The 26,659-nt window shown below is 72.2% G+C and carries 21 protein-coding genes and 1 tRNA gene; 12 read left to right on the top strand and 10 right to left on the bottom strand.

Annotated features, from left to right (window positions below):
• Nucleotides 1-61: 61 nt before the first annotated feature.
• Nucleotides 62-1,663 carry a glycosyltransferase family 39 protein gene (locus WFJ17_RS14350; RefSeq protein WP_336648771.1) on the bottom strand — a complete coding sequence of 534 codons (1,602 nt, stop codon included), beginning with the start codon at nt 1,661-1,663 and terminating at the stop codon, nt 62-64.
• Nucleotides 1,664-1,790: 127 nt separating this feature from the next.
• On the opposite strand from WFJ17_RS14350, the gene WFJ17_RS14345 reads away from it, so the two are divergent.
• The 4 genes from WFJ17_RS14345 to WFJ17_RS14330 all read left to right on the top strand — a co-directional run bounded on the left by WFJ17_RS14345 (nt 1,791) and on the right by WFJ17_RS14330 (nt 9,992).
• A complete protein-coding gene (locus tag WFJ17_RS14345; protein WP_336648770.1) occupies nt 1,791-4,322 on the top strand; it encodes a glycosyltransferase in 2,532 nt (843 codons plus the stop codon).
• Between the two features lie 116 nt (nt 4,323-4,438).
• Complete coding sequence (locus WFJ17_RS14340; protein ID WP_251446402.1) at nt 4,439-6,454, top strand: primary-amine oxidase; 2,016 nt, start codon at nt 4,439-4,441, stop codon at nt 6,452-6,454.
• Nucleotides 6,455-6,786: 332 nt separating this feature from the next.
• On the top strand, nt 6,787-7,308 hold the full coding sequence (locus tag WFJ17_RS14335; protein ID WP_295034876.1) for an FHA domain-containing protein: 522 nt from the start codon (nt 6,787-6,789) through the stop codon (nt 7,306-7,308).
• 155 nt (nt 7,309-7,463) lie between these two features.
• Nucleotides 7,464-9,992, top strand: a complete 2,529-nt coding sequence (locus tag WFJ17_RS14330; RefSeq protein ID WP_336648769.1) for an HAD-IC family P-type ATPase — start codon at nt 7,464-7,466, stop codon at nt 9,990-9,992.
• On the opposite strand, the gene WFJ17_RS14325 is transcribed toward WFJ17_RS14330, so the two are convergent.
• The 6 genes from WFJ17_RS14325 to WFJ17_RS14300 form a co-directional block, all read right to left on the bottom strand.
• Nucleotides 9,916-10,332 (bottom strand): hypothetical protein, encoded by a 417-nt coding sequence (locus WFJ17_RS14325; protein ID WP_336648768.1) that lies wholly within the window; start codon nt 10,330-10,332, stop codon nt 9,916-9,918. The two genes, WFJ17_RS14330 and WFJ17_RS14325, sit on opposite strands and share 77 nt — an antisense overlap.
• Nucleotides 10,333-10,444: 112 nt before the next feature.
• Complete coding sequence (locus tag WFJ17_RS14320) at nt 10,445-11,797, bottom strand: HNH endonuclease signature motif containing protein (protein ID WP_336648767.1); 1,353 nt, start codon at nt 11,795-11,797, stop codon at nt 10,445-10,447.
• Nucleotides 11,798-11,875: 78 nt separating this feature from the next.
• Nucleotides 11,876-12,532 (bottom strand): histidine phosphatase family protein, encoded by a 657-nt coding sequence (locus WFJ17_RS14315; RefSeq protein ID WP_251446388.1) that lies wholly within the window; start codon nt 12,530-12,532, stop codon nt 11,876-11,878.
• 39 nt (nt 12,533-12,571) lie between these two features.
• Entirely contained in the window at nt 12,572-12,913 is a 342-nt protein-coding gene (locus tag WFJ17_RS14310; RefSeq protein ID WP_251446385.1) for a YidH family protein, read from the bottom strand.
• On the bottom strand, nt 12,910-13,272 hold the full coding sequence (locus WFJ17_RS14305; RefSeq protein ID WP_251446382.1) for a YidH family protein: 363 nt from the start codon (nt 13,270-13,272) through the stop codon (nt 12,910-12,912). The genes WFJ17_RS14310 and WFJ17_RS14305 overlap by 4 nt, the downstream gene beginning before the upstream one ends.
• Entirely contained in the window at nt 13,269-14,267 is a 999-nt protein-coding gene (locus tag WFJ17_RS14300; protein ID WP_336648766.1) for a formylglycine-generating enzyme family protein, read from the bottom strand. Before WFJ17_RS14300 ends, WFJ17_RS14305 begins: the two co-directional genes overlap by 4 nt.
• 124 nt (nt 14,268-14,391) lie before the next feature.
• Between WFJ17_RS14300 and WFJ17_RS14295 the strand changes: the two genes are divergently transcribed.
• Genes WFJ17_RS14295 through WFJ17_RS14285 form a run of 3 tightly spaced genes read left to right on the top strand, consistent with a single transcriptional unit; the run spans nt 14,392 to nt 17,220 of the window.
• Entirely contained in the window at nt 14,392-14,763 is a 372-nt protein-coding gene (locus WFJ17_RS14295; RefSeq protein ID WP_251446379.1) for an ArsR/SmtB family transcription factor, read from the top strand.
• On the top strand, nt 14,760-15,890 hold the full coding sequence (locus WFJ17_RS14290; protein ID WP_336648765.1) for a cation diffusion facilitator family transporter: 1,131 nt from the start codon (nt 14,760-14,762) through the stop codon (nt 15,888-15,890). Before WFJ17_RS14295 ends, WFJ17_RS14290 begins: the two co-directional genes overlap by 4 nt.
• Nucleotides 15,891-15,939: 49 nt before the next feature.
• The gene (locus tag WFJ17_RS14285; protein WP_336648764.1) at nt 15,940-17,220 is read left to right on the top strand and encodes an MFS transporter; all 1,281 of its coding nucleotides are present in this window, start codon (nt 15,940-15,942) and stop codon (nt 17,218-17,220) included.
• Nucleotides 17,221-17,538: 318 nt separating this feature from the next.
• Here the strand turns inward: WFJ17_RS14285 and WFJ17_RS14280 are convergent, their stop codons facing one another.
• Nucleotides 17,539-18,252: a TetR/AcrR family transcriptional regulator gene (locus WFJ17_RS14280; RefSeq protein ID WP_336648763.1), complete on the bottom strand. Its 714-nt coding sequence runs from the start codon at nt 18,250-18,252 to the stop codon at nt 17,539-17,541.
• 195 nt (nt 18,253-18,447) lie between these two features.
• Here WFJ17_RS14280 and WFJ17_RS14275 point away from each other — a divergent pair, with 195 nt between their 5' ends.
• The 4 genes from WFJ17_RS14275 to WFJ17_RS14260 are packed head-to-tail and all read left to right on the top strand — an operon-like array spanning nt 18,448 to nt 23,800.
• Nucleotides 18,448-19,941, top strand: coding sequence for a flavin monoamine oxidase family protein (locus WFJ17_RS14275; RefSeq protein ID WP_336648762.1), 1,494 nt, complete (start codon nt 18,448-18,450; stop codon nt 19,939-19,941).
• Between the two features lie 10 nt (nt 19,942-19,951).
• A complete protein-coding gene (locus WFJ17_RS14270; protein ID WP_336648761.1) occupies nt 19,952-21,106 on the top strand; it encodes a CaiB/BaiF CoA transferase family protein in 1,155 nt (384 codons plus the stop codon).
• Nucleotides 21,103-22,308, top strand: a complete 1,206-nt coding sequence (locus WFJ17_RS14265; RefSeq protein WP_336648760.1) for an acyl-CoA dehydrogenase family protein — start codon at nt 21,103-21,105, stop codon at nt 22,306-22,308. Before WFJ17_RS14270 ends, WFJ17_RS14265 begins: the two co-directional genes overlap by 4 nt.
• A gap of 1 nt (nt 22,309) precedes the next feature.
• Nucleotides 22,310-23,800, top strand: coding sequence for an aldehyde dehydrogenase (NADP(+)) (locus WFJ17_RS14260; RefSeq protein ID WP_336648759.1), 1,491 nt, complete (start codon nt 22,310-22,312; stop codon nt 23,798-23,800).
• 76 nt (nt 23,801-23,876) lie between these two features.
• Here WFJ17_RS14260 and WFJ17_RS14255 read toward each other — a convergent pair.
• Together WFJ17_RS14255 and WFJ17_RS14250 are read right to left on the bottom strand one after the other, a co-directional pair.
• A tRNA-Ala gene (locus tag WFJ17_RS14255) sits at nt 23,877-23,949 on the bottom strand.
• Nucleotides 23,950-24,033: 84 nt separating this feature from the next.
• Nucleotides 24,034-24,927 carry a hypothetical protein gene (locus tag WFJ17_RS14250; protein ID WP_251446309.1) on the bottom strand — a complete coding sequence of 298 codons (894 nt, stop codon included), beginning with the start codon at nt 24,925-24,927 and terminating at the stop codon, nt 24,034-24,036.
• A 238-nt stretch (nt 24,928-25,165) separates the two neighbouring features.
• On the opposite strand from WFJ17_RS14250, the gene WFJ17_RS14245 reads away from it, so the two are divergent.
• Complete coding sequence (locus WFJ17_RS14245; protein ID WP_336648758.1) at nt 25,166-26,551, top strand: MFS transporter; 1,386 nt, start codon at nt 25,166-25,168, stop codon at nt 26,549-26,551.
• The last annotated feature ends 108 nt before the right edge of the window (nt 26,552-26,659 follow it).

Genomic DNA, 26,659 nt, shown 5'->3' with positions numbered 1-26,659 from the left:
GTCTCGTCTCGCACTGCCTCCGCCCGTGCTCGCTCGACGACCCCTGTCGCGGATCCGATCCTCAGCGCTCGTAGAGCAGGATCACGCTCCCGGCGCCGTCGTGGCGCGCGGTCTCGCGGTAGCCGAGCTCGCGCAGGTCGCTGAGCCCCCAGGAGTCCACGACGCCGTCGAAGCGCAGTTCGACCACCCACACCCGCTCGACCCCGTCGAAGCGACCCATGCCCGCCGCGCGGGGGATCCCGTAGGTCTGGTCGTACCAGGTGTACGACTTCTGATACGGCGTCTTCAGCAGCAGATCGGCGGTGTTGCGGAACGCGGCGGGATCCGTCGCCTTCGCCAGGCGGGTGCGCTGCGACGGCCGGGCCCCGTCGTCGAACACGATCCCGTCGCCCGGCTCGGCGTTCGCGCTGATGAAGGCGGAGATGTCGTTCCAATCCGACTGGTTCTTCGCATAGGGGCCGCGCTGCAGCACCGCGACCGGCACGGCGGCGATCACGACCGCCGCGATCGCGATCCCCGCGAACCACGCCCCGCGCCGCGAGCCGGCCCACCCCCGCGCGTCCGTTCCGCCGCCGGATCGATCGCCGATCCGGGCCAGTGCACGCACCCCGAGCGCCATCACGATCGCCACCCCGGGCGCCGAGAACGTTCCGTAGCGGGCGGTGTAGACCGCCATGAACGGGGTGACCGCGAGCAGCAGCCCCATCGGCACGATCATCCAGCTCAGCGCCACCACCTCGAGGCGCACCCCGGGGGTGCGCCACAGCCGGCCGCCACCGCGCCGGATGAGCACGACCTCGCGGACGAACACGACCACGGCGACGAGGATGAGGGCCCAGGCGATCGCGGTGAACCACCACTCCTGGAACCACATGTTCTTCAGCACCACCTCGGGGGTGACCGACTCACGCACCGCGAGGAAGGCGATCTGCCGGCGCTGCAGGAAGCCGAACCACGCCAGGGGCGTGCACAGCAGGAGGGCGATCCCGGTGCTCAGAGCCCATGCTCGCCAGCGTCGTCGCAGTTCGGGCGACAGCAGCACGACCGCGAGGGCGGCGAACACCATGAGCGCGAAATAGAGGAAGGTCCAGACCGCGACCGTGAGCACCGCCGCGTAGCCGACCCACCACCGGATCGCCCGGCCGGGCCGCCGCGCGATCTCGACGAGGAGCACGAGCAGGACGGCCGCGAACGCCGCCCCGATCGCGTAGGAGCGCGCTTCCTCCCCCGCGAAGATCAGGCGGGGCTCGAGCGCGGTGAACACCCCGGCGACGACGGCGAACCAGGTCCCCTCGAACCGCCCGCACAGCCACACCACGGCCGCGGTGCACACGCCGATCGCGAGCGCCGACGGGAAGCGGATCGCGAACGCGCTCGGTCCGAACACGTCGATCCACGCGTGCAGTCCGACGTAGTACAGCCCGTGCACGGCGTCGACGTAGCTCAGCATGTGCCAGAGCGAGGACAGCGGACGCGTCGCCGACATGAGGCTCGCCGCCTCGTCGCCCCAGAGCGAGGGGATCCAGGATCCGGCGGCGCTGGCCGCGACCCCGAACAGCCCCAGGAGCCCGGCCCACAGTCCGAGCCGCCGCGGATCGGCCGTCACCCGCGCCGAGGCGGGGAGGGACCGCTCCGAGGCGGTGCCGACAGCGGAGGAGGTCACGCCCCGAGGGTAGCGGCCTCTGCTGGGCCGCTGCTCCGAGGTCCCTGTCAACGGGCCGCCCCGTCACCGTCCGTCCACCCGACGTTCTCCGAGCGTTCGCTCGGCGTGCGCCCAATATCCTTGTTGCGTGTCCCTCTCCTCCTCCGCGCGGCGCCTGAAGTCCACTGCCCGACGCCTGAAGCGGGCGGTCGAGGCCGAGCGCATCGCGTTCTGGCGCTCCCGTCCGGTGCGCCCCGATCAGGTGCTGTACGAGTCGTTCGCCGGCAACGGCATGCTGTGCAACCCCGAGGCGATCTTCCGCCACCTGCTCGCCGACCCCGCGTATGCGCACCTCACCCACGTCTGGGCGATCGCCGACGACGACGCGATCGAGCGCTTCCGCGCCGAGTTCGGCTCCGACCGCCGCGTCTCGTTCGTGCGCCGCGGATCCGCGTCCTACCGTCAGGCGCTGGCCGTCAGCGGCTGGCTGATCAACAACGCGACGTTCCCCACCTGGTTCGGGAAGCGGGAGGGTCAGGTCTATCTGAACACCTGGCACGGCACCCCGCTCAAGCTGATGGGCTTCGACATGCCCGCGGGCGCCGTGCAGTCGGCGAATACGCTGCGCAACTTCCTGATGTCGGACTACCTGCTGGCCGCGAACCCGTTCATGGCCGAGACCATGTACGAGGGCGCCTACCGGCTCACCAACGTCTACCCCGGCACGCTCATCGAGGAGGGGTATCCGCGCATCGACCGTCAGCGGCTCGACGCCGCCGACGAGGCATCGGTGCGGGCCGAGCTCGAGCGCAGCGGCGTCGCGCTCGACGGCAAGCCGATCGTGCTGTTCGCGCCCACCTGGCGCGGCAGCTCCTTCGACGACCCCGAGGACAACATCGACGAGCTGGCCGCCCAGCTGGCCGATCTGCAGGCGGGAGTCGGCGACGAGTACGTCGTCGTGCTGAAGACGCACCAGATCGTGCATGCCCGCGCCGCGTCGCGGCCGGCGCTCGCCCGCTCGCTCGCCCCGAACACGATCCCCACCAACGTGCTGCTCGGAGCTTCGGCGGGCCTGGTCACCGACTACTCGTCGATCTTCTTCGACTATCTCGCGACCGGCCGGCCGATCGCGTTCTTCACGCCCGACGCCGACCTCTACTCCTCGGGCCGCGGCACCTACATGCCGCTGGACACGCTGCCCGGCCCGGTCGACGCCGACGCCGCCGGAACCGGCCGCGCCCTCGCCGCGCTGCTGCAGGGCGCGGAGCCGCACCCGCAGTACGCCTCATGGGCCGAGCGGTTCACCCCCTTCGACGACGGCGGGGCGACCGCCCGCGTGGTCGACATCGTGTTCGGCGGCGCCCGCGAGGGCTATCGCGCCCGCTCCGCCTCAGAGGACGGCCGCAAGCGCCTTCTCGTCTACCTCGGCGGCATGAAGCCGAACGGCATCACCACCAGCGCGCTGAACCTGCTCGGCGCGATCGACCACAGCCGCTACGACGTGACCGCCCTGCTGCCGAAGCGCCGGCTCAGCACCGACCCGCTGACGCAGGCGCGCATCCCCGCCGAGGTGCGCCAGGTGTTCCGCATCGGGGGGATGAACGGATCCAAGGCCGTGCACCTGCGCCGCCGCATCGACGACTGGCGCGGATCCCCGCGCACCCCCGGCACCGAGCCGTGGCACGAGAACCTGTGGAACGACGAGTGGATGCGCGTGTTCGGCGATGCGCGCTTCGACTGGGTCGCCGACTTCAGCGGCTACGGCCCGCTGTGGACCACCCTGCTGCTGCACGCCCCCGCGCCGCGCGAGGGCGGCCCGGGTCCGGTGCGCGCCATCTGGATGCACAACGAGATGGCCTCCGACCGCGAGCGCACCGTGAACGGGCGCGCCAGCATGAAGCGGGGTCTCGGGGCCGTTTTCGCGATGTACTCGGAGTACGACCAGCTCGTGTCGGTGTCGCACCAGCTCACCCGGCTGAACCGTGCGGAACTCGCCCAGTACGCCCCCGCGGACCGCTTCCGCACGGTGCGCAACTTCCCCGACGTCGAGCACGTCACCCGCGGCGCGCGCCGCCCCCTCAGCGACTTCTTCGCCGAGTCGGACGCGCAGTTCGAGGCCGCAGACCAGGAGATCCCGCCGCGGCCCGACTGGTACGAGGCGCTCCAGGCCGACGAGGGCGAGCTGCGCTGGTTCGTGACCGTCGGCCGGCTGAGCCCGGAGAAGAACCACGCCCGCCTGATCCGCTCCTTCGAGAAGGTGCACGCCGCCCACCCCGAATCGCGTCTGCTCATCGTCGGCGCGGGCCCGCTGCGCGCCGATCTGCAGCAGCAGATCGACGACGCCGGTCTCGGCGAGGCCGTCTTCCTCACCGGCGCGCAGCGCAACCCGTACGCGCTGCTCGCGGCGTCGGACTGCTTCGTCCTGTCCAGCCTGTACGAGGGGCAGCCGATGGTGCTGCTCGAGGCCGCGATCTGCGAGCTGCCGATCGTCTCGACGGCGTTCGGATCCGTCTACGGAGCACTCCCCGACGGCGCCATCCGCATCGTCGAGCAGGACGACGACGCGCTGGCGGCCGGCATGACGGCGTTCCTCGACGGCGACGTCCCGGCCGCGACCCTGGACGTCGACGCGTACCGCGCCGACGTCAAGGCCGAGTTCGAGGCGCTGCTCGACCGCTGAGGGCCCCGCAGATCGGGACCCGCGCCTCTCGCGCCGCGACGGGCGGTGATGGCAGACTCGAAGTCCGCTGGGATGCGCGATGAGGCGCGCCCAGGAACGATCGAACGGGGAGCAGCATGACCTCACCTCACCCCCTGGACTCGCTCACCGGGGCCGAGTTCTCCGCCACCGCCGCCGCGCTCGCGCGGGAGCACGGCGTCGACGCCGGCTGGCGGTACGCGTCGATCATCCTCAAGGAGCCGCCCAAGGCCGAGGTGAAGGCCTGGCGCGAGGGGGATCCGGTCGTGCGCCGGTCGCTCTCGGTGCTCTGGCGCAAGCAGACCAACGAGGTGTACGAGGCCGTGGTCAACCTCACCGACGACGCCGTCGAGTCGTGGACGCACGTGCCCGGCGTGACCCCGAACTTCACGATCGACGAGTACCACGACTGCGACCACGCGATGAAGGAGAACCCCGAGGTGCGCGCCGCCCTGGAGGCCCGCGGCGTCGACGTCGACCTCGTGCTCTTCGACGTGTGGACCTACGGGGGCGCGGTGATCCCCGACAAATGGCGGGATCGGCGCCTCGGCTGGGTCGACCTGTGGATGCGGGCGACACCGGACGGCAACCCGTACGCGCACCCGGTGAGCGGCCTGAAGATCATCGTCGACATGAACACCCTCGAGGTGCTCGAGATCGAGGATCACCACGATTTCGGCTTCCCCGAGGTGCACGGCGAGTACGTGCCCGAGCTCGCCGGCATCACGCCGCGCACCGACCTGAAGCCGCTGCAGATCGTGCAGCCCGAGGGCGTCTCGTTCACGGTGGACGGATCCCGGATCCAGTGGCAGAACTGGGACTTCCGTCTCGGCTTCAACTACCGCGAGGGGCCGGTGATCTACCAGGTCGGCTTCGACGATCAGGGCACCCGCCGTGAGGTCGCCTACCGGCTCTCGTTCGCCGAGATGATCGTGCCGTACCGCGACTCCAGCTTCGACCACTACCGCCGCACGGCGTTCGACGTCGGCGAGTGGGGCCTCGGCTACATGTGCACCTCGCTGGAGCTCGGCTGCGACTGCCTCGGCGAGATCACCTACCTCGACGCGGTGCTGCCCGACACGGCCGGCCAGCCCTGGACGATCACGAACGCGATCTGCCTGCACGAGGAGGACAACGCCGTGCTGTGGAAGCACGTCGACCCCGATGCGGGCACGGAGGTGCGCCGGCAGCGGCGGTTCGTCGTCTCGGTGCACGCGACCGTCGCCAACTACGAGTACCTCGTGTACTGGCGGTTCTACCAGGACGGCAACATCGAGTGCGAGGTGCGCGCCACCGGCATCATGGTGACGACCCCCATGGCCGAGGGCGAGACCGCGAAGGCCACGGGAACCACGATCGACACCCGCACCTACGCGCCGTTCCATCAGCACTTCCTCATCGCCCGGCTCGACCTGGACGTCGACGGCGGCGGCAACACGGTCATCGAATCCGACTCGATGCCCGCGCCGATCTCGGAGTCGAACCCGTTCGGCCTCGACCTCAACACCCGGGCGACGGTCATCCGCTCGGAGTCCGAGGCGGGCCGCAGCTTCGACTGGGAGCGCCAGCGCGGCTGGAAGGTGCAGAACCCGAGCAAGCTCAACGCCTGGGGCGCGCCCGTCGCCTACAAGCTCGTGCCCTCGGCATCGTTCCCGGCGATGTTCGACGAGGCGTCGCCGATCCTGAAGCGCAACCCCGTCATCGGCAAGACCCTCTGGGTGACCCGCCATCACGACGACCAGTTCTGGCCGGCCGGCGACTACCCCACCCAGTCGGTCGACGACCTCCACAACGGCATGTCGGCGTGGATCGCGGACGACGAGAACCTCGTCGACGAGGACGTGGTGCTCTGGTACAACTTCGGGATCCACCACATCACCCGCGCCGAGGACTGGCCGATCATGCCGGCGGACACGATCTCGTTCTGGCTCAAGCCGTTCGGGTTCTTCGACCGCAACCCCTCGCTGGACGCCCCCCGCACGATCAAGGGCGCGGCCTGCGCCTGCGGCGACGGCGAGTGCCGGTGCGGGCACGATCACGGCGCGGGCCACGGCTCCGACGGAGGGCACGCGCACGGTCACGACGAGGGCCATCAGCACGACCACCACGGCTGAGGCCGCTCAGGGTCCGCGCGACCCGGCGAACGAGATGGCGAATGCCCCCACCCGAGGTCGTTGAGCGAGCACGGCAGAAGGCCGGGCGAGACGAAACGCGGCGCTCTTTCGAGGGCACCGCGTTTCGTCTCGCTCCGCTCGCTCGACGACCCGGAAGCCCCGCCCGCCCCGCGACCCCGGGCTTACGGCTCCCGCGCACGGCCTTTCCGGATCCGGCGCCGTGCGCTGCCGACGGGGTTACGATCGCGGTATGCGAGAGACCAGGGCGACGCACGGCTGAACGTCCTGGAGCAGCGTCCGTGCCGCCCGGCCTCCGCGAAGGAGGCCCGATCATGAACACGCAGGAGCAGCGCGGCACCACCACGCACGCCGACTGGGGTGCGGGACACCCGCATCTGCTGATCACATCCGACGACGCCCGGTTCGTGCACGAGATCGTCGACGACGAGACGCGGATCGGATCCGGTACGGACTGCCAGATCCGTCTCGCCGGGCTCGCGGCGGTGCACGCGGTCATCCGGCACGACGGATACGACGACTACGACCTGGAGATGATCGGGCAGGGGCAGACCAGCGCGAACATCGCGAAGGCCGCCGAGGAGGAGGGGCGACCGGTCGAGACGCTGCACACGGGCGCGCGGTTCACCGCGGGCGAGTGGCGCTTCGTCTTCGTCCGGGACGAGTTCGCCGACCACGGCCGTCCGTACGGCGGGCGTCTGGGCGGCGAGGGGGCGCACCAGCGTCGCCAGCCGCCGCGGCCCGACTACGCGAGTGAGGGGCACACCGGAGCGATCCCCGCGGTGCCGGTCCCTCCCGCGGACGACCACGGCGACGACACGCACGACGCGGACTGACCGGTGCCTCCCCACGGCGCCCCGCTCTGCGGAATACTGGGGGCGTCGGAAGGAGGCCGCGTGTTCCAGGTCGATGTGCAGGGTGTTCCGCAGGTCTGCTCCGCGGCCGGAGCCTGTTCCCCGCGCGCCAGAACCGCGCGGACAAGGTCTGACGCATGACCGCACCGTCGCCTGCCGGGTCACCCGCGACCGAACCGCGGGCGACCCCGGACACCGACCCGGCGACCGGTCTCGACGACGCCGCAGTCGCCGCACGCCTCGCGGACGGGCGCGACAACGCCTTCCAGGCCGACACCAGCCGCAGCGCCTGGAACATCGTGCGGGCGAACGTCTTCACGCTCTTCAACGGCATCGTGTTCGCGTGCTTCTTCGTGCTGTTCCTCGTGGGCCGGTGGCAGGACGCGCTGTTCGGATTCGCCGCCTTCGGCAACGCCATCATCGGCTGCATCCAGGAGTTCCGCGCCAAGGCCGCGCTCGACAAGCTCGCCCTGCTGAACGCCCCGCACGCCACCGTGCTGCGCGACGGCGAGGAACGCGACATCGCCTCCGGAGAGGTGGTGCTCGACGACGTGCTGATCCTCCGCGCGGGCGACCAGATCGCCGCCGATGCGCGGGTGCTCACGACGCGCGCGCTGCAGGTCGACGAGTCGATGCTCACCGGCGAGTCGGACCCGGTCGACAAGCACCCGGGCGACGAGCTGCTGTCGGCCTCGATCGTGGTCGCGGGGTCCGCCCGGGCACAGGTGATCCGGGTCGGCGCCGATTCCTATGCCAATCGCTTCGCCGGCGAGGCCAAGCGCTTCTCCCTCGTCTCGAGCGAGCTGCGCACCTCGGTGGACCGGGTGCTGCGCTGGATGAGCTGGCTCATCGGGCCGATCGGGCTGATCGTGTTCAACGCGCAGGTCATGGTCGCCGGCGGCTACGAGAAGGCGTTCCGCACCGGCGCGTGGGTGCAGGCCGTGGTGAACACGATCGCCTCGCTCACCGCGATGATCCCGCTCGGCCTCGTGCTGATGACGAGCATCGCGTTCGCCGTGGGCGCCGCCCGCCTGGCTGCGCAGAAGGTGCTCGTGAACGAGCTGCCCGCCGTGGAGGGCCTCGCGCGGGTCGACGTCGTGTGCCTGGACAAGACCGGCACCCTCACGGTGGGCGAGATCGCGTTCGACGAGGCCCACCCCGTCGCCGCCGGCCCCGGAGAGACGACCGATTCCGCCGGCTGGCGGCCCGTGCTGGGCTGGTACGCCGCCGCCCCCGACGCCAACGCCACGGCCCGCGCCCTGCGCGACGCCTTCCCCGTCGCCGAACCCGGAAGCGCAGAGCCGGCGACCATCCCGTTCTCCTCGGCCCGCAAGTGGAGCGCGGTGTCGTTCCCCGGCACCGGGGAGTCCTGGGTGTTCGGCGCGCCCGAGATGGTGTTCGGCGACGCCGCCGCCGACCCGGCCGACCCGCTCGGGGCGGTCGTGTCGCGGCTCGCGGACACGGGCCGCCGCACGCTCGTGCTCGCCCGAGCAGGGACGGCGCTGACCGAGAAGCAGATCGCGGCGGAGACCCTGCCGGAGCGCCTCGCGGCCGTGGTGGTGCTCACCTTCCGCGAGCAGGTGCGCCCGGATGCCGCGGACACGCTCGCGTACTTCCGCGAGCAGGGCGTCGGGATCAGGATCATCTCCGGTGACAACCCGCGCACGGTCGCGGCGATCGCCCGCGAGGTCGGGCTCGACGCCGCGGACGGCTTCGATGCGCGCAGCCTCCCCGACGACGGCGCCGCACTCGCGACGGTGCTCGACGAGCATCGGGTGTTCGGCCGCGTCACGCCGGAGCAGAAGAAGCGCATGGTGGTGGCGCTGCAGTCGCACGGCCACGTCGTGGCGATGACCGGCGACGGCGTGAACGACGCCCTCGCGATCAAGACGGCCGACATCGGCATCGCGATGAACTCCGGCTCGCCCGCGACGAAGGCGGTCGCGCGCCTGGTGCTGCTGGACGGGCAGTTCTCGCACCTGCCGGACGTCGTCGCCCAGGGCCGGCAGGTGATCGCGAACATCGAGCGCGTCTCGATGCTGTTCCTGACCAAGACCGCCTACGCGACCGGGCTCGCGATCCTGTTCGGCGTTCTCGTGATGGAGTTCCCGTTCCTGCCCCGGCAGCTGTCCATCACCGATGGCCTGACGATCGGGATCCCCGCGTTCTTCCTGGCGCTGATGCCCAACAGCCGGCGCTACCTGCCCGGGTTCCTGCGCCGTTCGCTGAGCTTCGCGATCCCGGCGGGTGTGCTCATCGCACTCGCCCTGACCGTGTACGCGCGCCTCGCGACCGATCTCGGCGTGCCGGCGGACCGGCTGAGGACGGGCGCGACACTGATCCTCGCCGTGGTCGGGATCTGGGTGCTCACGGTGCTGTCCCGCCCGGTCACGCGCCTCAAGGTGCTCGTGATCGGGGCGATGTTCCTCGCCCTCGTCGTGGTGTTCACCGTTCCCCTGGCGACGACGTTCTTCGCGCTCGTGGATCCCGGGCGCGACGCCGCCTACCTCGTCGCGACGATCACGATCCTGACGATCTGCGGCATCGAGATCGTGCGGTTCGTGCACACCCGCTTCGTGCTGCGTGCGCTCAGCCCGGATCAGTACCCTGCGCCGGACGCGCGAAATAGCGCGCCCCGGGAGGAAGCCACAGCGCCAGGAGCGTGAGCAGGTCGAGGGCGATCCCGACCACGCCCCACCAGTCCCAGTCGGTGAGGGTGAAGGTCAGCACGCCGAGCAGCAGCTGGGCGCCGAGATAGAGCGACGCCAGCAGCCGGGCGAGGCGGCTGCCGCGCCCGATGCCGCCGGCGATGGCGAGGGTCAGTAGCCCGAACAGGATCACGGCGGCGCCGATCAGCGACACCGCGAGCACGTCGTCCGCGGGGACGTCGTACCGGCTCAGCAGGATCAGCGTTCCGACGAGTGCGCTGCCGATGCCGTTCAGCGCGGCGAGCACGACCACGAGCGTGATGAGCAACGGGCGCCGGGACGCCGGTGGGGCGGTCATGCGCTCACTGTAGCGGGCGGCGTCGGGCCCTGAATCCTTCTCCTCCGAGTCGTCCCCCCGAGCACGAGCCATAGGCCGTGCTCAGGGGGACGACTCAATTGTGGGGGTGGGATCAGACGAACTGGACACGTGGGGGCGGAGTGTCGGCGTAGATCCGTCCCCCGGGACTGGTCCAGGTGATCACTCCCCCGGGCCCCTGCGCCGCGGTCCACCGCCAGCGGTCGTCGAGGTCCGGATGCTTCAGCGCGTGATGCCCCTCGCACAGGCAGCAGAGATTGCAGAGGTCCGTCGGTCCGCCCAGGGCGTGATCGTGGTTGTGATCAAGGTCGCAGCTGCGGGCGGGCATGCGGCAGCCTGGGAACCGGCAGTGCCGGTCTCTCGCGCGCAGGAGGCGGCGCATCCGCTCGGTCGGTGCGTAGGTGTCGGTGCGGGTGAGCATCCCTCGGGGATCGAGGAACAGCCGGTCCCACGTCCCTGCCCCTCCCGCGAGCGCCCGGGCGATGTCGGGGTCGATCGGCCCGTGCCCGTCGAGCTCGGCGGGCCGATCGTCGGCTCCCGCGAGGGTGGACGCGGCGATCGTGACCTGGACCGTCGCCCGGATCCCGTCGACCCCGTTCTGCGTCAGCAGGTCGGTGTCGGCGGTGAGCAGCAGATCCGAGACGATGTCGGCCCGCAGTTCGTCGAGGCTGCGCGGATCCGTGAGCGGCTCCTGCAGCTCGTCGACGATGCTCTCGAACGAGGTCAGACGACGCCAGTCGTCGTCGGTGGGAGCCTGCCCCGGCTGCGGGGCGCGCGGGCCGGAGAACGCGCCGCAGTCCTGCGCGGCGCGGACGACCCGGAGCTGACGTCCGATCGCGGACACCCGGTCGTAGGCGGCATGCGCCAGCGGCGACGGCAGCAGGATCTCGAGCCACGCCATCCCGTCCTCGGCATCGGTGACGCGCACCTGGCGGTCGGCCCGAGCGCGGCGATGCCGCTCGACGACGGTCTCGGGGGCGACCGATGCCGCCGCCGACCTCGCGAACGCCTCGGTCCGCGGGGCGGTCTCCGCTGCCGCATAGGGCACCACGAGGCCCTCATACCGGGCATGCGCGTCGCGATCGGCGAGGTCCAGGGCGGCGGCGCCCGCGACGATCACCGCCGCGTGCCGCAGCGAGATCTCGCCCGTCGCGAGCGCGGCCCGCGTCTGCGGGAAGCGGTCGCCGAGCGACCAGCCCGTGGCGAGTGCGCGGGAGGCCGCCGCCCGGGAGATGTGCAGAGCGGCGGCCACCTCGGCGAACATCGACCGCTCCGCGCTCTCGAACCCGGCGGCGCCCGGAGGCACCTCGTCGAGCAGCAGCTGCACGCGTTGCCCGAGCAGCGCGGACTTCTCCGCCTCGAGCGCCGCGATCCGACGGTCGAGCTCACGGCACCGATCGACGATCTCGTCGCTGCGGACGAGGTACGAATCGGCGGTTCTGGTCATGCCTTCAGACTAGAACGCACGTGCGGCGGTCAGAGGGCGAGAACGAGATCTGTGGATAACCAGCATCGAATCTTTCTCTCAGGACTCGGACGGCGCCAGCGGTAGTTGCGGCCCGTGGTTCCAGGCCAGGATCGCCGGCTGCTCCCGGGTGAAGCCGAGCACCGAGACGGATCCGGCATCGAGCGTGATCGCGGCGCCGAAGCGCGGCGCCTGACGCAGGAACACCGCCGTCAGGATCCGCAGATAGTGACCGTGGGCGATCAGCGCGACGTCGCCGTCGACCATCGCCGGCAGCACCCGGGTGAGCACCCGGGAGGCCCGCGCGGCGACCTCCTCGACGGTCTCCCCCGGGGTCTCGCCGCGGATCACGCCGTGCGTGAACGCGCTCCAGTTGTAGCCGAGCTCGGCGCGGATGTCCTTGGTGGTGCGCCCCTCGTAGCCGCCGTAGTCCCATTCCACGAGCAGCGGGTCGACGTCGGCGTGCAAGCCCGCGAGCTCGGCCGTGCGGCGGGCGCGCTGCAGGGGCGAGGACAGCACGAGCCGGAAGTCGTAGCCCGTCACGAGCGCTCCCGCGAGCCGGGCCAGCTCCTCTCCGCGCGGGGTGAGCGGGATGTCGGTGCGCCCCGTGTGCCGCCCGCTGCGCGACCATTCGGTCTCGCCGTGGCGCAGCAGCACGAGCTTGCCCTGCGGGTTGTCGGGAGCGGGATGGTCGGGCAGGGGGTCGAGAGTCTCCACCTCGCCACCGTACGCCCTCCGGCTCTGCCGCCGCGGCGTTCAGCCCCGGCCGAGCACGAACAGCAGGCAGAGCACGCCGACGAGGAGCGTCGCGCCGGTCAGCGCGGCGACCGGCCAGCCCGAGCGCAGCACGACGGGCTCGGTCGAGGTGAGCGCCCGATGCTGGCGCCGGTAGCGCCGATGCGAGCCGACCAGCACCACCACGGCGAGGGCGAGCCCTGCGAAGCCGAGCACGAGCGCCGCCCCGCCGATCACGGACGGGAGGATCCGCATGATCACGACAGATCCCCCGGCGAGGGCGAGCGCCGTGCGCCGCCACGCCAGGGCGGTGCGCTCGGGCTGCAAGCCGGGGTCGAAGACCCGTTCCGGATCCCCGCTCACGCCAGCAGCACCCCGAGCAGCACCAGCACGCCGGTCGCGACGACGACGATCACCAGCGGGATCGCGATCCACGGCGGGCCCAGGGGCGTCGACTCCCGCAGCGACCGTTCGGTGCGCATCCAGCCCAGCCACGCCTGCACGGGGGTCAGCAGCCCCGCCACGATCAGCAGGATCGACGCCGCGTGCCGGAAGCCGGCGTGCATGCCCAGCCCGAGCGCCTCGAGCGCGACGCCGCCCGCGAGCAGGGCGAGGGAGGTGCGGATCCACGCCAGGAACGTGCGCTCGTTCGCGAGGGTGAACCGGGCGTCCGGCTCCTCGCCGCGGTCGTAGACGCGCCGGGGGAAGCGGCTGGTGCTCATGCGTTCTCCGTTCGGAGCGAGACGGTGCGGAACCCGGCGTTGCCCATCGACGAGTCGGGGGTGTTCGAGCTGCGCGCGGAGTTGCGGTAGCGGTTGCAGTAGGAGATGTGGCAGAGGTAGCTGCCGCCGCGCAGCACCCGCGCCGCACCGAGCGAAGGGCCGCGCGGATCCGCTTCGGCCGACCGCTCGTAGGCTCGCGGATCGAACCAGTCCGCACACCACTCCCAGACGTTGCCGACCGGCTGGAAGAGGCCGTAGCCGTTCGGGGCGAAGGCCCGCACGGGAGCGGTGGTCAGCCAGCCGTCGTCGAGGGTGTTCTCCCGCGGGAACGCGCCCTGCCAGATGTTCGTGCGCCAGCCGCCGTCATCCGGCTCCGCGTCGCCCCAGGGATACTTCGCCCCGTCGATCCCGCCGCGGGCGGCGTACTCCCACTCCGCCTCGGTGGGCAGCCGCCGGCCGGCCCAGGCGCAGTACGCCACCGCGTCGTTCCAGCTCACGTGCACGACCGGGTGGTCGGCGAGCCCGTCCAGATCCGAACCGGATCCACCTGGGTGCGCCCAGTCCGCGCCGCGCACGCCGTACCACCACGGGGTGCCGGCGGCGGGGCCCATCACGTCGGCGTCGGGAGCGCTCACGGCCAGGTGGAACACGGCCGAGAACCCGAAGACCTCGGCCTCGGTGCGATACCCGGTGGCCCCGACGAAGCGGGCGAAGTCGGCGTTCGTGACCGTGGTCGCGTCGATCTCGAACCCCTCCAGCGCGACCCGGTGCCGGGGAGTCTCGCCATCACCGCGGTTCTCGTCGCCCGAGGAGTCGCCCATGACGAAGGATCCGGCCGGGACCCGCGCCTGAGCGATCAGGTGCCGCCCGGCGGCCCTCTCCTCGTCCGCGCTCGGCGCGCCGAGCAGGGGCAGCACGGCACGGTCGCCTGTGAGAACGGAGCGCGGCGGGGCGCCGCAGGCGCAGTCGGGACCGCAGGAGGGGGAATCGGCCATGGATCCATCATCCCCGCTTCGGTCCGGGCGGAGCGAACCCGACTCACCTCGCTCCGGGAGTGCCCGTGACGGGGTCCGCGAGTCCGACCGCGGAGCCGTCGAACGCCCATGACATAATCTGCGTGTGCACGTAGATAAGCAGATTTGCGGACTGGGGCCGGAGTCGGAGTTCGTCGAGCTCGCGGTGGAGGTGTTCGCGATGCTCGCGGATGCCACGCGGGTGCGGATCATCCTCGCGCTGCGCGGCGGCGCCGAGCTCTCGGTGAATGCGCTCGCGGACGCCGTGGGCAAACCCGCGGCCGCGGTGTCGCAGCACCTTGCGAAGCTGCGTCTGGCGCGGATGGTGCTCACCCGTCGCGAGGGCACGACGGTGTTCTACCGTCTCGCCGATGAGCACGCCTCCGAGCTCGTCAACGACGCCGTGCGGCAGGCCGAGCACACCGTGTCGGACGGCGGGGTCCCCCACCACCACCGGGCGACGGGCACCGGCTCATGAGTCCGAGCGCCGATCCGGAGCACGCCCGGGTCCACCGGCACGACCGTACCCCCGGACTCGACCACGAACACGAGCACGCACACGGACACCAGCACGACGGCCACGAACACGGCCACGACCGCTCCCCCGAGCACGGGCACGACCATGAGCTCCACCACGAGCACGATCACCCGCACCACGAGCACGACCATGACCATCCGCACGGCGGGGTCCGCGGATTCCTGTACGACCTGTTCGTCCCCCACTCGCACGATGCGGCGGACTCGATCGACGACGCCCTCGAAGCGAGCCGCGCGGGCGTCCGCGCGCTGAAGATCTCCCTGTTCGTGCTGCTCGGCACGACGATCCTGCAGGCCGCTCTCGTCGTCGTCACGGGATCGGTCGCCCTCCTCGCCGACACCATCCACAACTTCGCCGACGCCCTCACCGCCGTGCCGCTGTGGATCGCCTTCGTGCTCGGACGCCGTGCGGCGACCCGCCGGCACACCTACGGGTACGGGCGCGCGGAGGATCTCGCCGGCCTGTTCATCGTCTTCGTCGTCGCGCTTTCCGCCGTGATCGCCGGAGCCGAGGCGATCGACCGCTTCATCCATCCCCGCCCCGTCGAGGCGCCTTGGCTGCTCGTCGCCGCTGGACTGATCGGCTTCGCGGGGAACGAGGCCGTCGCGATCTACCGGATCCGCGTCGGCCGGAGGATCGGATCCGCCGCGCTGGTCGCCGACGGAGTCCACGCCCGTCTCGACGGCTTCACCTCGTTGTCCGTCGTACTCGGCGCGATCGGCGTCCTCCTCGGCTTCCCGCTCGCCGACCCGATCATCGGGCTCATCATCGCGATCTCGATCCTCGTCCTGCTCTGGAGCACCCTCCGATCGATCGGCGCCCGGCTCATGGACGCGATCGACCCCGCCCTCGTCGACCGGGCCGAACGCGCCCTCCGGCAGACGCCGGACATCGTCGACGTGGACCGCGTGCAGCTGCGCTGGATGGGACACCGGCTCACGGGATCCGCGACGATCCACGTCGAGGAGACCACCCTCGCCGGCGCCGCCCGGATCTCCGAGCACGCTGCCGCGCACGTCCGCGAGGAACTCCGCAACCTCGACGACTTCACGGTCGTCGCGAGATGATCCCCTTCCTCGTGCACCCGGCCGTGCCGGAATCCCCGGAGGACGCGTCATGACCGCCCCGCCTCCGCCGACCGGGACCGTTGCCGTCCGCCTGCGCCCGTGGCACTTCATCCTCGCGTTCGGGATCGTGAGCCTCCTCGCGGACATGGTGTACGAAGGGGCGCGGAGCATCATCGGCCCTTACCTCGCCACTCTCGGTGCGTCGGCGACCCTCGTCGGGGTCGTCGCCGGCGCCGGCGAGTTCATCGGCTACGGGCTGCGCGTGGTCACCGGCTATGCGACGGTCCGCACTCGCCATTACTGGACCTGGACCATCGTCGGCTATGCCCTGACGGTGCTCAGCGTCCCCCTGATCGGCGTGACAGGAATGCTCGCTCCCGCGCTGCTCCTCTACGGCACCGAGCGCCTCGGCAAGGCCGTGCGGTCGCCCGCGAAGGACACGCTCCTGTCCTACGCCTCGGCGAGCACCGGTCGCGGGAGCGCCTTCGGCGTCCACCAGGCGCTGGACCAGACCGGGGCCGTGCTCGGGCCGCTGCTGCTCGCCGCCGTCCTGGGCTGGCGCGACGGCGACTACGCGCTCGCGTTCGGCGTGCTCATCGTGCCCGGTGCGCTCGTGCTGGCCCTGCTGCTCTGGCTGCGCCACCGCGTGCCCGACCCGCTCGTCTACGAGCAGCCCGAGCGCGCGAGCACCGCACCCGCGGAGCGCGCCGACGCCGCCGGAGCCCCCGGCGACGTGGTCACGCGCACTCCCTCCGGACGCCCTCCCCTGCCGGGCCGGTTCTGGTTCTACGTCGCCGTGATCGCCGTGCTGTCGATCGGGACGGCCTCCTTCCCGCTCCTCGCCTTCCACGCTCAGTCGCACGGACTGCTCCCGGACGCACTGGTACCGATCCTCTTCGCGGTCGCGATGCTCGTCGACGGCGCGAGCGGCCTGGTCGTGGGCCGCGCCTACGACCGCTTCGGCGCCCGCGTGCTGCTGCTCATCCCGGCCGCGGCCCTCGCCTCCGCGATCGCCTTCACCGATGACGTCGCGCTGCTCTGGATCGGCGTCGCGGTCTGGGGCCTCGTGAGCGGGGTCCTCGACTCCACCGTCAAGGCCGTCGTCACCGAACTCGTCTCCTCGGGCTCACGCGCGATCGCGTTCGGCTGGCTCGCCTCCGCCCGTGGCTTCGGACTGCTGCTCGCCGGCGCCGCGCTCGGCTTCGCCTACGACCGCGGCGCGGTCTGGCTGGTCATCGCCATGGTCGCCGCCAACGTCCTCGGCTTCGCCGGGCTGCTCGTCGTGCTCCGCCGGATGGCGTCTCCCGCCGCCGCAGCCCGGGGCCGATGACGCAGGACTGCTGCACGCCTCCACGCCTCACTCGGAGATGTGCGCCTCACTAGGAGATGTGCGCCTCGCTCGGAGATGTGCGCCTCACTCGGAGATGTGCGCCTCGCTCGGAGATGTGCGCCTCACTCGGAGATGTGCGCTTCGCTCGGACGAATTCACGCATTCCGTCCGAAGCACCCGTACAGTTCCGAGCGAGACGCATGCCCAGCCCGCACGACCGCGCACACCTGAGCACGACCGCGCACACCTCCGCATGACCGCGGATCTCCGCATGACCGCGGATCCGATCATCGCGACCGCGGAACAGAGCCGCACTCCTCAGGCGCGAGCCCGCCGCGCGGCGCCCCAGAGCTGGTGCATCCCGGTGAGCAGGGAATCGAGGCCGATCTCGAACAGCAGGTCGCCCGGGCTCAGCGCGCGCTCCTCGGCGACCCTCGCGAAGGCGACGGAGGCGCGCGCGAGCAGCGGCGAGCGCTCCGGATCCCGGGGCTCGTACACGCCCGCCGGCGTCGGGGTGTCCAGCGCGGCGCCGAAGATGAAGGTCTCGAGCACGCTCAGGGACGCGACGATGCTCTCCTCGGGCCAGTGCGCATCGGAGAATCCCGCGGCCACCCGCTGGTACACGAGTGACGTGTACGGGGTGTGCGCGAGCGGCACGGCGACGATGAGCGGCACGAGCTCGGGACGCTCGCGCAGCCGGTTCAGATAGCTCCACGCCCATCGTGAGAGGGCCTCGCGGAGCGGCTCGACCCCGAAGCCGGACGTATCGATCCCCGCGGCGAAGCGCTCCTGCAGCAGGGCGAGGACCGCGGCGCGCGAGGGGACGTGGTTGTAGAGCGCCCCCGGGGACACCCGCAGCCGCCGCGCGAGCGCGCGCATCGTCATCCCGCCGAGGCCCGCGGAGCGGATCTCGGCGAAGGCGGCGTCCGCGATCCGGTCCCGGTCCAGGATCCGCTCCCGCGGCCTTCCGCGCCCGCGCGCCGCGGCGGCGCGCCCCGTCGTCCGCGCGAGCCGTGCGGGGTCATCGGGCATGGCTTCTCCCGGCCTCGTAAATGAACATGGATCCGGATCGCTTGTCTCATATTACAAGTGCCAACAGATCAGAAATAAACGATACGCCTCCCCTGCTCGTCCGGTGCGCGCCGGGGACCCTAGCATCGTGACGTCATCCGCCGCACCGCGCAGCGACGCGCGGAAGCCCGAGCGGATCGACGGGAAAGGACCGCCATGAGCACGCCCGCGATCGACCTCGCCGACGAGGCCACCGCCCCCGGCGAGAGGCCCGCCGAGCACGCCACGACCCGGATCGACCGCGACGTCGTCGTGATCGGAGCCGGGATCACCGGGCTCGTGGCCGCGCGCCGGCTGGTCGAGGCCGGCCGTACGGTCGCAGTGCTCGAGGCCCGCGACCGGGTGGGCGGCCGCACCTGGTCGCAGACGATCGACGGCTCCTTCCTCGAACTCGGCGGGCAGTGGATCTCCGTGGAGCAGACGGCGCTCAAGGCGCTCCTGGCCGAACTCGGCAAGGAGACCTTCTCGCGCTACCGCGACGGGAACTCGGTGTACCTCGGCCCGGACGGTGAGCGCCGCGCCTTCACCGGATCCTTCCCCGTCGGCGACGAGACCCTCGCCGAGATCGACCGGCTCGTCGCGGCGCTCGACGCCCTCGCCGCCGAGCTCGACGTCGACGCACCCTGGGACCACCCGCGCGCCGGCGAGCTCGACCGCATGCCGTTCGGCAGCTGGCTCGCGTCGCTCTCCGACGACGAGGAGGCGATCCGGATCGTGGACCATTACATCGCGGCGGGCATGCTCACCAAGCCGTCGCACGCGTTCTCGGTGCTGCAGGCCATGCTCATGGTCGCCTCCGCGGAGTCGTTCGAGAACCTCATCGACGAGGGGCTGCTGCTCGACGAGCGGGTGGTCGGCGGGATGCAGTCGGTCTCGGAGCAGATCGCGGCGGAACTGGGCGACGAGGTCGTGCACCTGTCGACGCCGGTGCGTCGCATCCAGTGGAGTGCGACAGCCGACGGGGCTCCGGGGGAGGTCGTGGCGATCGGCGACGGGCTCCGGGTGCACGCGCGCTCCGCGGTGATCGCACTACCGCCGAACCTCTACTCCACGATCGACTACGTCCCCGCGCTGCCCCGGCTGCAGCAGGTCGCGCACCAGCACCAGTCGATGGGGCTCGTGATCAAGGCGCAGGCCGCGTACGAGCGCCCGTTCTGGCGCGAAGAGGGCCTGAGCGGCACGGGCTTCGGATCCCGGGAGCTGGTCTGCGAGGTCTACGACAACACCTCGCCGCACGAGGAGCGGGGCACGCTCGTCGGATTCATCGCGGGAGCGCGCGCGGAGGAGGCCTGGGCGCTGCCCGAGGCCGAGCGCCGCCGGGCCGTTCTCGACTCGTTCGCGGCGTACTTCGGCGACGAGGCGCGGCATCCCCTCGCCTTCTTCCTCTCGGACTGGGGCAGCGAGCGCTACACGCGCGGCGCCTACGCCTCGAGCTACGACCTCGGCGGGCTCAGCCGCTGGGGGCACCTGCAGAACCGGCCGGTCGGCCCGCTGTACTTCGCGAGCTCCGACATCCAGGGCGCCGGCTACATGCACGTCGACGGAGGGGTGCGGATCGGATCCGACACCGCGCGCCGCATCGACGCGGGCTTCGCCTCGTCCGGCGCGATGTCGCCCGAAGCCGCGCTCGTCGGCGTCGCGGCCGAGTGAGGCGGCACGCGTGAGCGAGCAGAGGAACGAACCGCGCGGGCCGCTCGACGGCGTGCGCGTCGCGGACTTCTCCCGTGTGCTCGCCGGGCCCTACGCGACCATGACGCTCGCCGACTTCGGCGCCGACGTGATCAAGGTCGAGCCGCCGGCGGGCGACGACACCCGGCACTGGCGCCCTCCGGTCGACGCCGAGGGCACCGCGACCTACTTCGGCAGCGTGAACCGCAACAAGCGCTCGGTCGCACTCGACCTCGCCACCGAGGCGGGACGCACGGAGGCGCTCCGCCTCGCCGCGTCCGCCGACGTCGTCGTGGAGAACTTCCGCCCGGGCGTCATGGCGCGCTTCGGGCTGGACCACGCCGCCGTGCGGGCGCGCAACCCCGCGGTCGTGTACTGCTCGATCACCGGCTTCGGCGCGGGCGCCGGGGCCGAGCTCGCCGGCTACGACCTGCTCGTGCAGGCGGTCGGCGGCCTCATGTCGATCACCGGGGATCCGGACGGCCCGGCGACGAAGGCGGGCGTCGCGCTCGTCGACGTCCTCTGCGGGCAGAACGCGGTGAACGGGATCCTGCTCGCCCTGCGCGAGCGCGACCGCACCGGCGAGGGGCAGCGGGTCGAGGTGAACCTGCTGCACAGCCTGCTCTCGGCGCTGACCAATCAGGCCGCATCGACGCTCGCGACCGGCCGGTCCCCGCAGCGGCTCGGCAACGCGCACCCCTCGATCGCGCCCTACGCGCTGTTCCGTGCGGCCGACCGCGACCTCGTGATCGCGGTCGGGAACGACCGCCAGTTCGCCGCGCTCGCGACGACGCTCGGACGGCCCGGGCTCGCCGAGGATCCGCGCTTCGCGACCAACACCGACCGCGTCGCCCACCGCGAGCCCCTGACCGCCGAGATCGAGGCCGCGCTGGCCGCCGCTCCCGCCGGGGCCTGGATCGAGCGGTTCCGCACGGCCCGGATCCCTGCGGGCCTCGTGAACGACGTCGCCGAGGCGATCGCTTTCGCCGAGGCGCTGGGCCTAGATACCGTGGTCGGACTCGGCGCCTCCCGCACGATCGCCAGCCCCATCGGGCTGAGCGCCACCCCCGCCCGCTACCGCACCGCACCGCCGGCCCTCGACGCCGCCGCCGGCGCCGACTGGCACCCCCGGAAGGACCCCTCATGACCACCCCACCCCTCCCCCGCGCACCGAGGATCGACGCGGTCTTCGATTTCGACGCCCTGCTCAGCGAGGAGGAGCGCGACTGGCAGCAGAAGGCGCGCGCCTTCGCGCAGGAACGGATCCTTCCGATCATCGAGGACGACTTCGAGAAGGCGCACTTCCGGCGCGAGCTGATCCCCGAGCTCGGTGCGGCAGGCTTCCTCGGCATGCACCTCAGCGGCTACGGCTGCGCGGGCGCCGGCGCCGTCTCGTACGGGCTGGTCTGCCTCGAGCTGGAAGCGGCCGACAGCGGGTGGCGCACGTTCGTGTCCGTGCAGGGATCCCTCGCCATGAGCGCCATCGCGAAGTACGGATCCGAGGAGCAGAAGCAGCGGTGGCTGCCCGGCATGGCCGCGGGCGAGCTCGTCGGGTGCTTCGCGCTGACCGAGCCGCAGGGCGGCAGCGATCCCGCGGCGATGACGACGACCGCTCGCCGCGACGGCGACGCATGGGTCATCGACGGCGCCAAGCGCTGGATCGGCCTCGCCTCCCTCGCCGACGTCGCCGTGGTCTGGGCGCGTGTCGACGATCCGTCGTTCGGCGAGGGCGGCCAGGCCGTGCGCGGCTTCCTGGTGCCGACCGCCACCCCCGGCTTCACCGCGACGCCGATCGCCGGCAAGCTCTCCATGCGCGCCTCGGTGCAGTGCGACATCGCACTCGACGGCGTGCGCCTCCCGGCCGACGCGCTCCTGCCCGGCGCCCGCGGGCTGTCCGGCCCGTTCGGGTGTCTCAACGAGGCCCGCTACGGCATCGTCTGGGGCGCGATGGGCGCAGCGCGCAGCTGCCTCGAGGCGGCGCTCGAGCGCTCGACGACCCGTCAGGTGTTCGGCAAGCCGATCGGCGCCAACCAGCTCACCCAGGCCAAGCTCGCCGACATGCTGCTCGAGGTCGAGAAGGGGATCCTGCTGGCCCTGCACCTCGGGCGCCTCAAGGAGCGCGGCGCGCTCACGCCCGCGCAGATCTCGGTCGGCAAGCTCAACAGCGTCCGCGAGGCGCTGGAGATCGCGCACCAGGCGCGCACGATCCTCGGCGGCGACGGCATCACCGGCGCGTTCCCGGTCATGCGCCACGCCGCGAACCTCGAGTCGGTGCGCACCTACGAGGGCACCGATGAGATCCATCAGCTGGTGCTCGGGCGGGCGCTGACCGGACTGAACGCGTTCTGAGATGGACGGGCTTCTGATGCATGAGCCGGATCCGGCCGCCGCGATCGCGACCGATCCGGTGGATCGAGCCGTGCGCGCGGCCGCCGGCTCCGGCCTCGAACGCTCCTCCCGCGAAGCACGGGCGCGCTGGCTGCGCGCCCTCGCCGACGCCCTGAGCGCGCACACCGAGGAGCTCGTCGGGATCGCGCACCGCGAGACCCACCTGAGCGCCGCGCGGCTGAGCGGCGAGGTCGTCCGCACGGCGACCCAGCTGCGGTTCTTCGCCGACGTCATCGAGGAGGGCTCCTACCTCGAGGCCACGGTGGACGGACCGGATCCGGCACTCCTCCCGCCCCGGCCCGACCTGCGCCGGATCCTGCGTCCGCTCGGGGTGGTCGCGGTGTTCGCCGCGTCGAACTTCCCGTTCGCGTTCTCCGTGCTCGGCAACGACACGGCCTCGGCTCTGGCCGCGGGCTGCCCGGTCGTGGTGAAGGCGCACCCCGGGCACCCCGCACTGTCGCGCCGGGTCGCGGACATCGCCCGTGCCGCCCTCGCCGAGGCGGACGGCCCCGCCGACGCCGTCGTGCTGGTGGAGGGCCTGGACGCCGGGCGCTCGCTCGTGCGCCACCCGCTCGTGCGGGCCGTCGGGTTCACCGGATCCACCCGGGGCGGACGCGCGCTGTTCGATCTGGCATGCGAGCGGACCGATCCGATCCCGTTCTACGGCGAGCTCGGATCCGTCAACCCGGTCGTCGTGACACCCGCGGCGCTCGCCGAGCACGGCGCCGAACTCGCCGCCGGCCTCGCCGCCTCCTTCACGCGCGACGGCGGGCAGTACTGCACGAAGCCCGGGCTGGTGTTCGTGCCGGGCGACGGCGCCGAGGCCTTCGAGCAGGCGCTCACCACCGCGGTCGCCTCCACCCCCGGACAGCGCCTGCTCACCGCGGGCATCGCCGAGGCCTTCGCCGCGAGCGGCTCGGTGCTCGCCGCTCGGGACGACGTCGCCGTGCTGGCCGTCGCCCAGGGCGCCGAGGACGGAACCACGCCGATCGTCGCGGCGACGACGGCGTCGGCCTTCGCAGCGGATCCCGGGGCGTTCCAGGAGGAGCACTTCGGCCCCCTGACCCTGCTGGTCCGCTACCGCGACGTCGCGGAGCTCGAGCGCGCCCTCAGCCTGCTCGAGGGAAGCCTCACCGGCACCCTGTGGCACGGAGCGGAGGAGGATCCCGCACTGCTGGACGGGATGACCGCCGCCCTCGCCCGCGTCGCCGGACGGGTGCTCTACAACGGCTGGCCCACCGGAGTCGCGATCGCATGGGCGCAGCACCACGGCGGCCCCTGGCCCGCGTCGACGGCATCGGTGCACACCTCGGTGGGCGCCACGGCGATCCGCCGTTTCCTCACGCCGCTGACCTACCAGGACGCCCCCGCGTCGGTCCTGCCGGCCGAACTGCGCGACGGGAACCCGCTCGGCATTCCGCGTCGAGAGGACGGCGTGCTCGTCGGGGCGTGAGCCGGCGCCGGCTCGCCGATCACGATCCGCATACGACGAAGGCCCCGAGCGTGATGCTCGGGGCCTTCTGTTCCGGTGGACCCAAGGGGATTTGAACCCCTGACCTCCTCGATGCGAACGAGGCGCGCTACCAACTGCGCCATGGGCCCGTGAACCAGACAAGCCTAACACGGGCTCACCGGCGCGCGTGCCCTCAGCGCGTCTGCGGCGCCCGCCGGGCGTGTCGGAGAGACTCAGCCGGCTGCGCGCTGGGCGAGGAGCCGACGCACGTGCGCCTCGATCTCGGCGTCGTCGACGTAGCCCATCCGGGCGTACGGCGACGCCTCCGCCGTCCGCTCCCCGGCATCGGCCGACGCGGCAGCGGGCGACGGCAGCTCGACGGGAGCCGGCGGCGCCAGCTCGTCCGCCCTGCGCTGCAGCTCCGCGGCACGGGCCGCCTCACGCGCGAGCGTCTGCGCGTCGATCGTGGCGCGGGCGGCATGAGCGCGCGACCCCGTGACGGAGACGAGCGGCTCGGGCAGCGTGCGCGGCGTCCAGGTGCGCGGTCCCTGATCGTGCAGCTCGGCCTCGCGCACGGGCACCGAGACGGCCGGAGCGCCGGCGACGCGCGCGGCGCGTCGAGCGGCACGGCGCGCGACCGCCGCCATCCGCTGCAGCAGGCCGAGCGCCAGCACGACGACGGCTCCTGCGATCCACAGCAACAGCGAGGATCCGCCCGCGAGGAACTGCCACACGCCGAGACCCGCCGCGGCGAGCGCCACGACGAGGAGCACGGTCGCGACCAGGCGCGTGCGGCGGCGCGCGCGGGCACGGCGGAACGCGGGATCCGCGCGCGTCGCGGCGAGCTCCTCGCGCAGTCGCTGCAGATCCGCCTGCTCGCGGTCGGACTGCAGTCGCCGTGCGAGCCGCTGCTGCGCCAGCGCTGTGCGCGCGTTCAGCTCCAGCTGCACCTCGCGCGGCGCCTCGCTGGTCTCGGCCAGCACCCGCAGTGCGCGATTGAGTCGCAGCGCATTGCGCTCGGCGGCGTCGTACTGGTGCTGCCCCCGCCAGGACGGCAGAAAGTAGAGCAGCCACAGCAGCGCCGCGACCAGGACGATCACGCCCCCGCTCAGCACCGGCCCGTTCATGCCCTCCACGGTATGCGAGGGCCCGCCCCGGATCCCGCAGACACGCGCATGCGGACGTGCGCGAACGCCGGCACACGCGACGTCTGCAGGATCGCGCGACGTCTGCAGGACCGGATCCCGGATCCGGTCCTGCCCGCGTCGCGGAGTCCTGCAGACGTCACGGCGGAGCGCGACGTCAGCACGGCGCGGATCCGGCGCGGCGACCCCGGCGTCCGCTCCGGCGAGTAGGGTCGGCTCCGTGGCCTCGTTCACCCCTCTGCACCGGCTGGTCATCGCGGTCGCGGTCCTCGCATCCTTCGTCACCTTCCTCGACGGCACGGTGGTGACCGTCGCCCTGCCGGCGATCAGCCGCGAGCTCGGCGGCGGCATCACCACGCAGCAGTGGGCGGTCGACGCCTACCTCATCACCCTCAGCGCGCTCATCCTGCTGGCCGGATCCGTCTCGGACGCCTACGGGCGGGTGCTGGTGATGCGGATCGGGCTCGTCGCCTTCGGCATCGCGTCGATCGCGGTCGCCGCAGCGCCCACCCCGCTCGTGCTCATCGTCGCGCGGGCGGCGCAGGGCGCCGCGGGCGCGCTGCTGGTGCCGAGCTCGCTGGCGCTCATCACCGCGGTCATGCGGGGCGAGGTGCAGTCGCGGGCGATCGGCGTGTGGACGGCCTTCACGACGGCCGCGCAGCTGGTCGGCCCCCTCCTCGGCGGCCTGTTCGTCGACCTGCTGTCCTGGCGCTTCGTGTTCCTCATCAACGTGCTGCCGATCGCCGTCACCCTCGTGCTGCTGTCGCGCCTGCACCTGCCCGAGGCGGGACGCACCGCCCGGGTCGACTGGCTCAGCGGCGCGCTCTGCGCGATCGGCCTCGGCGGCGTCGTGTACGCGCTCATCGAGCAGCCGCACCAGGGCTGGGGCTCCCCCGTGATCCTCCTCACCGGGATCGGCGGCGCCGTGCTGCTCGCACTCTTCCTGCTGCGCCAGCGCCACCCGCACCCGCTGATGCCGCTGTCGCTGTTCCGCGTGCGCAATTTCGCCTGGGGGAACCTGTCCACGCTGTTCGTCTATGCGGCGCTCTCGCTGAACGGCTTCGTCATCGGCGTCTACCTGCAGCAGGGCGCGGGCCTGAAGGCCACGGAGGCGGGCCTCGCGAGCCTGCCCATCACGATCCTGATGATCCTGCTCAGCTCGCGGGCGGGACGCCTCGCCGGGCGACTCGGTCCCCGGCTGTTCATGACCGCCGGCCCGCTGATCATGGCCGCGGGGACCCTCCTGCTCCTGCTCGTGGCCGAGCGCTTCAACTACTGGTGGCAGGTGCTGCCGGCCATGATCGTGCTGGGCGTGGGGCTGTCGCTGACGGTGGCGCCTCTCACCTCCGCGATCCTCGGATCCATCGACGAGAGCAGATCCGGCATCGCCTCGGCCGTGAACAACGCCGTCTCGCGCGTCGCCGGGCTGCTCGTCGTGGCGATGCTGTCGACGATCGTCGGAGGCACCCTGAATCTGGCCGGCTTCCACACGGCGACGATGGTCACCGCCGCCCTGTTCGCCATCGGCGGTGCCGTGTCCTGGATCGGGATCCGCCGGCCCGCCGCGGATCCGACGGCGCCCGAACCGGAGCCCGCCGCGAACTGAGCCTGCTCCGCCTCTCGCCGATGCCCCCTCGCAGCATCGGTGCCCCCTCGCACCGACGGTCATACGAGGGGGCGAGGATGCTGCGAGGGGGCGTCGATGTCCGCGGGC

This window comes from Microbacterium sp. MMO-10 (genome assembly GCF_037148715.1).
Classification (GTDB): domain Bacteria; phylum Actinomycetota; class Actinomycetes; order Actinomycetales; family Microbacteriaceae; genus Microbacterium.
Note: the sequence above shows the minus strand (reverse complement) of the source record. Positions and strands in the feature narration are given on the sequence as shown.